Genomic DNA, 9,394 nt, shown 5'->3' on the forward strand with positions numbered 1-9,394 from the left:
GTAATGGCAGCGAAAATCCGTCGAGAAGATGAAGTTATCGTGTTAACAGGTAAAGATAAAGGTAAACGCGGTAAAGTAAAGAGTGTTTTGTCTACAGGCAAAGTGATTGTTGAAGGTATCAATTTGGTGAAAAAACACCAAAAACCAGTGCCTGCATTAAATCAAGAAGGTGGAATTGTTGAAAAAGAAGCAGCTATCAATGTTTCTAATGTGGCAATTTTCAATCCTGCTACTGGCAAAGCAGACCGCGTAGGCTTTCGTATTGAAGACGGTAAAAAAGTCCGTTTTTATAAGTCTACTAATGAATTAATCAATTAAGTAATTTGGAGTGTACGATGGCGAAACTGCATGATTACTACAAAGCACAGGTAGTAAATAAACTGCAAGAACAGTTTGGCTACAAATCTGTCATGCAAGTCCCTCGGATCGAAAAGATCACCTTGAATATGGGTGTGGGTGAAGCAATTACTGATAAGAAATTATTAGATAATGCTGTTGCAGATTTAGCAGCAATCAGTGGTCAAAAACCACTAGTCACTAAAGCACGCAAATCAGTTGCTGGTTTTAAAATCCGTCAAGGGTATCCTATTGGTTGTAAAGTCACTTTACGTGGCGAACGTATGTGGGAATTTTTTGAACGTCTAGTTTATATTGCTCTTCCTCGGACTCGAGATTTTCGTGGTTTAAGCGCAAAATCTTTTGATGGTCGTGGCAACTATAGCATGGGTGTTCGTGAGCAAATCGTTTTCCCTGAAATCGATTATGACAAAGTTGATCGTGTTCGTGGTTTAGATATTACTATCACCACTACTGCACAATCAGATGAAGAAGGCCGAGCTTTATTATCTGCCTTTAACTTCCCATTTCGTAAGTAAGGTAGGGCATAATGGCTAAACAATCAATGATTGAACGCGATAAGAAACGCGTAAAGCTAGCAGAAAAATATTTTGCAAAGCGTCAAGAATTAAAAGCGATTATCTCTGATCTTAATGCATCAGATGAAGATCGTTGGAATGCAGTGCTTAAATTGCAAACGCTTCCTCGTGATTCTAGTCCATCACGTCAACGTCGTCGTTGTCGTCAAACTGGTCGTCCTCATGGCGTCCTTCGTAAGTTTGGTTTAAGCCGTATTAAGGTTCGTGAGTCAGCCATGCGTGGTGAGATTCCTGGTCTTAAAAAGGCAAGTTGGTAATCAGGGGAGTGTTATAGATGAGCATGCAAGATCCTATAGCAGATATGTTGACCCGTATTCGTAATGGTCAATCTGCGAATAAAGTTGCAGTCACCATGCCTTCCTCTAAGCTAAAAGTGGCAATTGCCAATGTGCTAAAAGAAGAAGGTTATATTGGGGACTTTAAAGTTGTTGGTGACACTAAGCCAGAACTGGAAATTACTTTAAAATATTTCCAAGGTAAAGCTGTTGTAGAAAGTATCAAACGTGTTAGCCGTCCAGGTTTACGTATTTATAAGCGTAAAGATGAATTGCCGAAAGTTATGGCTGGACTAGGTATCGCAGTTGTTTCTACTTCTAAAGGTGTTATGACTGATCGTGCAGCACGCCAAGCAGGTCTTGGTGGTGAAATTATCTGCTACGTAGCTTAAGGGAGAAAAGAATGTCTCGTGTTGCAAAAGCACCTGTCGTTGTTCCTGCTGGCGTAGAGGTAAAACTCAATGGTCAGGTAATTACGATTAAAGGTAAAAATGGCGAATTATCTCGCACAATAAATAATGCTGTTGTGATTAATCAAGAAGAAGGAGAAATTAAATTTGCTCCTCGTGATGGTTTTGCAGATGCTTGGGCTCAAGCTGGGACTGCACGTGCTTTGATTAATTCAATGGTTATTGGTGTTACTGAAGGTTTTACAAAAAAACTTCAGTTAGTTGGTGTCGGTTATCGTGCACAAGTAAAAGGTAATGTAATTAGTTTATCTCTTGGATATTCACATCCAATTGAACATCAATTACCTGCAGGTGTAACAGCTGAATGTCCTTCTCAAACTGAAATCGTACTAAAAAGTACTGATAAGCAATTAATTGGACAAGTATCTGCTGATATCCGTGCTTATCGTCGTCCTGAGCCTTATAAAGGTAAAGGTGTTCGTTACGCAGATGAAGTTGTGCGTACTAAAGAAGCTAAGAAAAAGTAAGGTAACACTATGGATAAGAAATCAGCTCGTATCCGTCGTGCAACTAAAGCGCGTCGCAAGATGCATGAACTACTTGCGACTCGCTTAGTGGTTCACCGCACTCCGCGTCATATTTATGCGCAGATTATCGCACCAAACGGATCAGAAGTACTGGCAGCCGCTTCTACATTAGAAAAAGCTATCAGTGAAAGTTTAAAATACACTGGAAACAAAGACGCAGCTGCAGTGGTTGGTAAAGCAATTGCTGAACGTGCGTTAGCGAAAGATATCAAAGAAGTTTCTTTTGATCGTTCAGGTTTCCAATATCATGGTCGAGTTCAGGCGCTAGCAGATGCTGCTCGCGAAGCTGGCCTACAGTTCTAAGGTAGGAGTTAAAGATGTCAAACATCGAGAAACAAGCTGGTGAACTGCAGGAAAAACTAATCGCAGTTAACCGAGTTTCTAAAACCGTAAAAGGTGGTCGTATTTTTAGTTTTTCTGCACTAACAGTTGTTGGTGACGGTAATGGCCGCGTAGGTTTTGGATATGGTAAAGCACGTGAAGTGCCAGCAGCAATCCAAAAAGCAATGGAAAAAGCACGTCGCAATATGATCAATGTTGCTTTAAATAACGATACTTTACAGCATCCAGTTAAAGGTGCTCACACAGGTTCTCGTGTTTATATGCAACCAGCATCAGAAGGTACTGGTATTATTGCCGGTGGTGCAATGCGTGCAGTTTTAGAAGTTGCTGGAGTTCGTAACGTTCTAGCTAAAGCATATGGTTCTACTAACCCAATTAATGTGGTTCGTGCAACTATTGATGGCTTAGAAAGTATGAAATCACCAGAAATGGTTGCTGCTAAACGTGGTAAAACCGTCGAAGAGATTTTGGGGTAATTAACCATGGCAAAAACAATTAAAATTACACAAACTCGTAGTTCTATAGGCCGTCTACCGAAGCATAAAGCAACATTAGTAGGTCTAGGATTACGTCGTATTGGTCATACTGTTGAGCGTGAGGATACTCCTGCAATTCGTGGTATGGTAAACCAAGTTTATTACATGGTTAAAGTAGAGGAGTAATAGTAATGCGTTTAAATACTTTATCTCCTGCTGAAGGTTCAAAGCATGCACCAAAACGTCTGGGCCGAGGCATCGGTTCAGGATTAGGTAAAACTGGTACTCGTGGTATTAAAGGTCAAAAATCTCGTTCAGGTGGTGGCGTTCGTCGCGGCTTTGAAGGTGGTCAAATGCCTTTATATCGTCGTTTACCAAAATTTGGTTTTACCTCACGTAAAGCTCAAGTTACAGCTCAAGTTCGTCTTTCAGATTTAATGAAAGTCGAAGGCGATATTGTTGACCTAAATAGCTTAAAAGTTGCAAATGTGATTAATTCACATATCGAATATGCAAAAATCATGTTATCTGGTGAAGTAACTAAACCAGTAACTGTTCGCGGTATTCGAGTAACTAAAGGTGCTAGAGCTGCAATTGAAGCTGCTGGCGGAAAAATTGAGGAATAATTAGAAAAATGGCAAAGCAACCAGGATTAGATTTTCAAAGTACACGAGGCGGTAGTGGTGAGCTTAAAAGACGCTTAATGTTTGTGCTTTTAGCGCTTATTGTTTTTCGTCTCGGTTCTTATATTCCGGTTCCTGGTATTGATACTAAAGCTTTATCGGACTTACTAACAAAAGCATCGTCAAACGGTATTGTTGGTATGTTCAATATGTTCTCTGGTGGTGCTTTAAGCCGTGCTTCAATTTTTGCATTAGGGATAATGCCTTATATTTCGGCATCAATTATTGTGCAGTTATTAACGGCAATTAGCCCTAAGTTAGCTGAATTGAAGAAAGAAGGTGAGTCTGGTCGTAAAAAAATTAGTCAGTACACTCGCTATGGCACACTTGCTTTAGCAATAATACAGGCTGTTGGTATTTCGACTGGTTTACCTAATATTCCTGATTATGAAAATGTAGTGATTAATCCAGGATTTTCTTTCTATTTTATCGCATCGGTTAGCTTAGTTACTGGCACTATGTTTCTAATGTGGTTGGGTGAGCAGATCACTGAGCGAGGTGTAGGTAATGGTATTTCAATCATTATCTTTGCTGGTATCGTGGCGAGTCTCCCTCATGCTATTTATGAAACAATTGAACAAGCTCGTTCTGGTTCATTGCATCCGATTTTATTATTGGTTGTTGCTGCATTAGTGGTTGGTGTAACTTATTTTGTTGTATTTGTTGAACGTGGTCAGCGACGAATTGTTGTTAACTATGCCCAACGACAACAAGGTCGTCGTGTTTATGCAGCACAAAGTACACACTTACCATTAAAGATTAATATGGCTGGGGTTATTCCTGCGATATTTGCCTCTACAATTGCTATGTTACCATCAATGATGGCTTCTTGGTTCCAAGGAGATGGTACAGGATGGAGATATTTTATTGTACTTATTAGTCAATATTTTGGCCATGATCAACCGTTATACATAATCTTTTTTGCGGTGGCAATTATCTTCTTTTGTTTTTTCTATACAGCGTTGGTTTTTAACCCAAGAGAGACAGCAGATCAGCTTAAAAAATCTGGTGCATTTATTCCAGGTATCCGTCCAGGTGAACAAACATCTAAGTATATTGACAAGGTAATGACTCGTTTGACGCTAATTGGTGCAATCTACATTACTTTTGTATGTTTGGTTCCAATGTTTATGACAAGCGCAATGAAAGTTCCAGTTCAATTTGGTGGAACATCATTATTAATTGTTGTTGTTGTAATCATGGATTTTATGGCACAAGTACAGACTTTAATGATGCCAAATCGTTATGAGTCAGTGTTAAAGAAAGCGAACCTTAAAGGCTATGGCCGATAAGTTAGCCAGAAGTTACGGAGAAAAAAATGAAAGTTCGTGCTTCAGTCAAGAAATTATGCAGAAATTGTAAAATCATTAAACGTAATGGCATCGTTCGTGTTATTTGCGTTGAAGGTAAACACAAACAACGTCAAGGTTAATTTATTTAACTGGAAGGTTGGGCTTTTGCATATTTTTCTTGCCAAAGTATAGTAAAGCTGGCTAGAATAGCCAGCCTAGATTTATTTGTAAATTCACTGTTTGAGTATCCTGAAAACGGGCTTTTCAGTATGGTGAATTTGCTAAACATTAACAATAAAGGAGTGCATAGTGGCCCGTATAGCAGGCATTAACATTCCTGATCAACAACATGCTGTAATTGCTTTACAAGCAATTTATGGTATCGGAAATACTCGCGCTAAGACAATTTGTGCTGAAGCAGGTATTCCTGAACATGTTAAGATCAGAGAACTATCTGAAGATCAGATTGAAAAGTTACGTGAACAAGTCGCTAAATTCACTGTTGAAGGTGATTTACGCCGAGAAGTAACTATGAGTATCAAGCGTTTATTAGACCTTGGTTGTTATCGTGGAATGCGTCACCGTCGTGGACTTCCTGTTCGCGGTCAACGCACAAAGACTAACGCTCGTACCCGTAAGGGACCGCGTAAGCCAATCAAGAAATAATTGAGGTATAATTAAATGGCAAAGACACCTGTTCGTACACGTAAACGTGTAAAAAAGCAAGTTTCTGATGGTATAGCTCATATTCATGCATCATTCAACAATACAATCGTAACTATTACCGATCGTCAAGGTAATGCGTTAGGTTGGGCAACCGCTGGTGGTTCTGGTTTCCGTGGCTCTCGTAAATCAACTCCTTTTGCAGCTCAAGTGGCCGCAGAACGTTGTGCTGAAGCTGTCAAAGATTACGGAATTAAGAATCTGGAAGTTATGGTAAAAGGACCTGGTCCTGGTCGTGAGTCAACAATTCGTGCATTAAATGCAGCGGGTTATCGCATCACTAACATTACTGATGTTACTCCGATTCCTCATAACGGTTGTCGTCCACCAAAGAAACGTCGTGTTTAATTTTTTAAACATTGAATGTTTAGGATTATTGGAGAAATAAAATGGCAAGATATTTGGGACCAAAACTCAAATTAAGTCGTCGTGAAGGTACAGATTTATTCCTTAAATCTGGCGTCCGAGCGATTGATAGTAAATGTAAATTAGAACAAGCTCCTGGACAACATGGTGCGCGTAAACCGCGTTTATCAGATTATGGTGTTCAGTTACGTGAAAAGCAAAAAGTTAGACGTATTTATGGAATTTTAGAACGTCAATTCCGTAATTACTACAAAAGCGCTGCTCGCATTAAAGGCAATACTGGTGAAAACCTACTTGGTCTTTTAGAACGTCGCTTAGATAACGTTGTTTATCGCATGGGATTTGGTGCAACTCGTGCTGAAGCTCGTCAATTAGTTAGTCATAAAGCTGTTCTTGTTAATGGTCGTGTTGTGAATATTGCATCTTATCAAGTTTCACCTGAAGATGTGATTAGTGTTCGCGAAAAATCAAAAAAACAAGCACGTATTAAAGCCGCTTTAGAGTTAGCTGAACAACGTGAAAAACCAACATGGTTAGAAGTTGATGCTAGCAAAATGGAAGGTGTATTTAAACGCTTACCAGAACGTTCAGATTTATCTGCTGATATCAACGAACATTTGATCGTCGAACTTTACTCTAAGTAAAGTTTAGCACTTAAGAGAGGACATAATGCAGGGTTCTGTAACAGAGTTTTTAAAACCTCACCTAGTTGATGTTGTTCAATATAGCCAAACACATGCTAAAGTGACTTTAGAGCCACTAGAACGTGGTTTTGGCCATACTTTAGGTAATGCACTACGCCGCATTTTATTATCATCTATGCCGGGATATGCAGTAACCGAAGTTGAAATTGACGGTGTTCTGCATGAGTACAGTACTAAAGAAGGTGTTCAAGAAGATGTACTTGATATTCTGCTTAATTTAAAAAAATTAGCAGTGCGTGTACATACGAAAGATGATGTTATGCTGACTTTAAATAAATCGGGCATAGGTGCAGTAACAGCATCTGATATCACTCATGATGGTGATGTTGAAATTGTTAATCCTGATTTAGTGATTTGTCATCTTACTGATGCCAATGCTTCAATTAGTATGCGTATTCGTGTACAACGAGGACGTGGTTATGTCCCTGCTTCTGCTCGCGTTAAGTCAGAAGATGAAGAACGACCAATCGGTCGTCTGTTAGTTGACGCATGTTATAGCCCTGTAGAGCGCATTGCATATTCTGTTGATGCTGCTCGTGTGGAACAACGTACGGATTTAGATAAACTTGTTATCGATATGGAAACTAATGGTACTATCGATCCAGAAGAATCTATTCGTCGTGCATCAACTATTTTGGCTGAACAACTTGAAGCTTTCGTTGATTTACGAGATGTACGTCAACCAGAAGTTAAAGAAGATAAACCGGAATTTGATCCAATCCTTTTACGTCCAGTAGATGATTTGGAGTTAACTGTTCGGTCTGCTAATTGCTTAAAAGCAGAAGCAGTTCATTATATTGGTGATTTAGTACAACGTACCGAAGTTGAGTTACTTAAAACCCCTAATCTTGGTAAGAAATCACTTACTGAAATTAAGGACGTGCTCGCGTCTCGTGGTTTATCTTTAGGCATGCGTCTTGAGAATTGGCCACCAGCAAGTATTGTTGAAGACTAAGATAAAATTTATATAAGAAGGATAAAGTTATGCGCCATCGTAAAAGTGGTCGTCAACTGAACCGAAATAGCAGCCATCGTCAAGCAATGTTTCGTAACATGACAAGTTCACTTGTTGAACATGAAATCATCAAAACTACATTGCCTAAAGCAAAAGAGTTGCGTCGTGTTGTTGAACCGTTAATTACGCTAGCCAAAAGCGATAGCGTAGCTAATCGCCGTCTGGCTTTTGCTCGTATCCGTGATAAAGATACAGTTAAAAAATTATTTTCAGATTTAGGTCCACGTTTTGCTACCCGTCCTGGCGGTTATGTACGTATTTTAAAATGTGGTTTCCGTGATGGAGATAATGCTCCAATGGCTTATATTGAATTAGTTGATCGTTCTGCAGTAGAAGAAGCAGCATCAGCTGAATAATAATAAATCATTGTGTATTAAAACCGGCATATAGCCGGTTTTTTATTTTATGTTTACTATATTTGAAAACTCAAATTACTAACTTTAGTTAAAGTTAGTTAAAAACTAAAAGAGATCACGACAAAATTATTAAATAAATAATTGTTAACAACAGTTATTTACCTCATAAATACAATTAATAGTGAGGTGGTGGTATTTCTTCAGATAAATTAGCAATATTTGGAGATTGTGTTGCTTGTAGTTTTTGAGACAATAACGTCAATTGCTCTTTTAATTTGCTAACATCAGCTTGAAGATTAGTTACCATTTGATTGAGTTCTTCGATGGTGATATCTTGAAAAGCTACTTTGGTTTCAAGTAATTCTAATTGCTGGTTCATAAAATAAATTCAATAGATTAGTTAATTAAATTACATTGTATGTAAAAATAGCTACGAAATCCATCCATGCTCTGCAAAAGAGACATATTCACCTTTACCTATAACAATATGATCTATGACTCGAATATCAACCAATTCACAAACTTCTTCTATTTTTTGTGTAAGATGACGATCTGCCTGACTAGGTTCTGCCACACCTGAAGGATGATTATGAGCTAGAATCAATGCAGCTGCGTTATGTTGTAATGCTCGCCTAACAACTTCTCTTGGGTGGACTTCAACACAATTATAGGTACCGACAAACATATCTTCTGATGCTATGACGTGATTTTGATTATCTAAAAAAATAACCATAAAAACTTCACGATCTTTATTAGCCAATCGACTAGCTAAATAGTGATGTGTCAAAGATGACGATGTCAAAAAATTATCGGTAGTCATTTTAACTTTTAAATATCTATAAGAAAGTTCAACAACTGCTTTCAATTGTGTATATTTAGCTGTTCCCAATCCTTTCTTCTTGCAAAAATCACTATGGCTTGCATTAATTAAATTATAAAAAGAACCAAACTCATTTAATAGCTTTTGTGACAGTTCCAAAACAGGCAAATCTCGAGTACCAGTGCGTAAAAAAAGAGCAAGTAATTCTGCATCACTGAGTGCTTCAACGCCAAATTTTAAAAGCTTCTCACGTGGCATTAATACTATTGGTTGTGAAGACATAGTTGCAGATCCCAATAATTGTAAAATAGAGATTATTAAAGGAAAAATTAGCAAAGCAAAATGATAATTTAAAATATTGGGAGTTGTTTCACAACTTATTAAGCAAAAACACAAAACAGAAGTAAATA

Annotated in this window: 18 protein-coding genes; 16 read left to right on the top strand and 2 right to left on the bottom strand. The window is 38.3% G+C overall.

All coding sequences use genetic code 11. The annotated features are described in order from the left end of the window. Positions 1-3 precede the first annotated feature (3 nt). The 16 genes from rplX (at position 4) to rplQ (ending at position 8,164) form a co-directional block, all read left to right on the top strand. A complete protein-coding gene (rplX, locus tag A9G43_RS01185) occupies positions 4-318 on the top strand; it encodes a 50S ribosomal protein L24 (protein WP_065561017.1) in 315 nt (104 codons plus the stop codon). A 17-nt stretch (positions 319-335) separates the two neighbouring features. Beyond that, a complete protein-coding gene (rplE, locus tag A9G43_RS01190; protein ID WP_025314394.1) occupies positions 336-875 on the top strand; it encodes a 50S ribosomal protein L5 in 540 nt (179 codons plus the stop codon). 11 nt (positions 876-886) lie between these two features. Continuing rightward, positions 887-1,192 carry a 30S ribosomal protein S14 gene (gene rpsN, locus A9G43_RS01195; RefSeq protein ID WP_025314395.1) on the top strand — a complete coding sequence of 102 codons (306 nt, stop codon included), beginning with the start codon at positions 887-889 and terminating at the stop codon, positions 1,190-1,192. A gap of 17 nt (positions 1,193-1,209) precedes the next feature. After that, on the top strand, positions 1,210-1,602 hold the full coding sequence (gene rpsH / locus A9G43_RS01200; protein WP_034911147.1) for a 30S ribosomal protein S8: 393 nt from the start codon (positions 1,210-1,212) through the stop codon (positions 1,600-1,602). An 11-nt stretch (positions 1,603-1,613) separates the two neighbouring features. After that, complete coding sequence (rplF, locus tag A9G43_RS01205; protein WP_065605942.1) at positions 1,614-2,147, top strand: 50S ribosomal protein L6; 534 nt, start codon at positions 1,614-1,616, stop codon at positions 2,145-2,147. Between the two features lie 9 nt (positions 2,148-2,156). Then, on the top strand, positions 2,157-2,510 hold the full coding sequence (rplR, locus tag A9G43_RS01210; RefSeq protein ID WP_065605944.1) for a 50S ribosomal protein L18: 354 nt from the start codon (positions 2,157-2,159) through the stop codon (positions 2,508-2,510). 14 nt (positions 2,511-2,524) lie between these two features. Beyond that, entirely contained in the window at positions 2,525-3,025 is a 501-nt protein-coding gene (gene rpsE, locus A9G43_RS01215) for a 30S ribosomal protein S5 (protein ID WP_034911141.1), read from the top strand. A 6-nt stretch (positions 3,026-3,031) separates the two neighbouring features. Beyond that, positions 3,032-3,211, top strand: coding sequence for a 50S ribosomal protein L30 (gene rpmD / locus A9G43_RS01220; protein ID WP_025314400.1), 180 nt, complete (start codon positions 3,032-3,034; stop codon positions 3,209-3,211). A gap of 5 nt (positions 3,212-3,216) precedes the next feature. Then, the gene (gene rplO, locus A9G43_RS01225) at positions 3,217-3,651 is read left to right on the top strand and encodes a 50S ribosomal protein L15 (RefSeq protein ID WP_065605946.1); all 435 of its coding nucleotides are present in this window, start codon (positions 3,217-3,219) and stop codon (positions 3,649-3,651) included. Positions 3,652-3,659: 8 nt separating this feature from the next. Next, positions 3,660-5,000 (top strand): preprotein translocase subunit SecY, encoded by a 1,341-nt coding sequence (gene secY, locus A9G43_RS01230; protein WP_065605948.1) that lies wholly within the window; start codon positions 3,660-3,662, stop codon positions 4,998-5,000. Positions 5,001-5,026: 26 nt separating this feature from the next. Then, on the top strand, positions 5,027-5,140 hold the full coding sequence (gene rpmJ, locus A9G43_RS01235; protein ID WP_025314403.1) for a 50S ribosomal protein L36: 114 nt from the start codon (positions 5,027-5,029) through the stop codon (positions 5,138-5,140). A 169-nt stretch (positions 5,141-5,309) separates the two neighbouring features. After that, positions 5,310-5,666 (top strand): 30S ribosomal protein S13, encoded by a 357-nt coding sequence (rpsM, locus tag A9G43_RS01240; RefSeq protein WP_025314404.1) that lies wholly within the window; start codon positions 5,310-5,312, stop codon positions 5,664-5,666. A 15-nt stretch (positions 5,667-5,681) separates the two neighbouring features. Then, on the top strand, positions 5,682-6,071 hold the full coding sequence (gene rpsK, locus A9G43_RS01245; RefSeq protein WP_025314405.1) for a 30S ribosomal protein S11: 390 nt from the start codon (positions 5,682-5,684) through the stop codon (positions 6,069-6,071). Between the two features lie 41 nt (positions 6,072-6,112). Next, positions 6,113-6,733, top strand: coding sequence for a 30S ribosomal protein S4 (rpsD, locus tag A9G43_RS01250; protein WP_034911134.1), 621 nt, complete (start codon positions 6,113-6,115; stop codon positions 6,731-6,733). A gap of 25 nt (positions 6,734-6,758) precedes the next feature. Then, complete coding sequence (locus A9G43_RS01255) at positions 6,759-7,748, top strand: DNA-directed RNA polymerase subunit alpha (RefSeq protein WP_034911133.1); 990 nt, start codon at positions 6,759-6,761, stop codon at positions 7,746-7,748. A gap of 29 nt (positions 7,749-7,777) precedes the next feature. Beyond that, entirely contained in the window at positions 7,778-8,164 is a 387-nt protein-coding gene (gene rplQ / locus A9G43_RS01260; protein ID WP_065605950.1) for a 50S ribosomal protein L17, read from the top strand. A gap of 175 nt (positions 8,165-8,339) precedes the next feature. Here the strand turns inward: rplQ and A9G43_RS01265 are convergent, their stop codons facing one another. Further along, the gene (locus A9G43_RS01265; RefSeq protein WP_065605952.1) at positions 8,340-8,543 is read right to left on the bottom strand and encodes a SlyX family protein; all 204 of its coding nucleotides are present in this window, start codon (positions 8,541-8,543) and stop codon (positions 8,340-8,342) included. A gap of 51 nt (positions 8,544-8,594) precedes the next feature. Further along, positions 8,595-9,266, bottom strand: a complete 672-nt coding sequence (radC, locus tag A9G43_RS01270) for a RadC family protein (RefSeq protein ID WP_065605954.1) — start codon at positions 9,264-9,266, stop codon at positions 8,595-8,597. Between the last annotated feature and the right edge of the window lie 128 nt (positions 9,267-9,394).

The organism is Gilliamella sp. Occ3-1, assembly GCF_001690655.1.
Classification (GTDB): Bacteria; Pseudomonadota; Gammaproteobacteria; order Enterobacterales; family Orbaceae; genus Gilliamella; species Gilliamella apicola_P.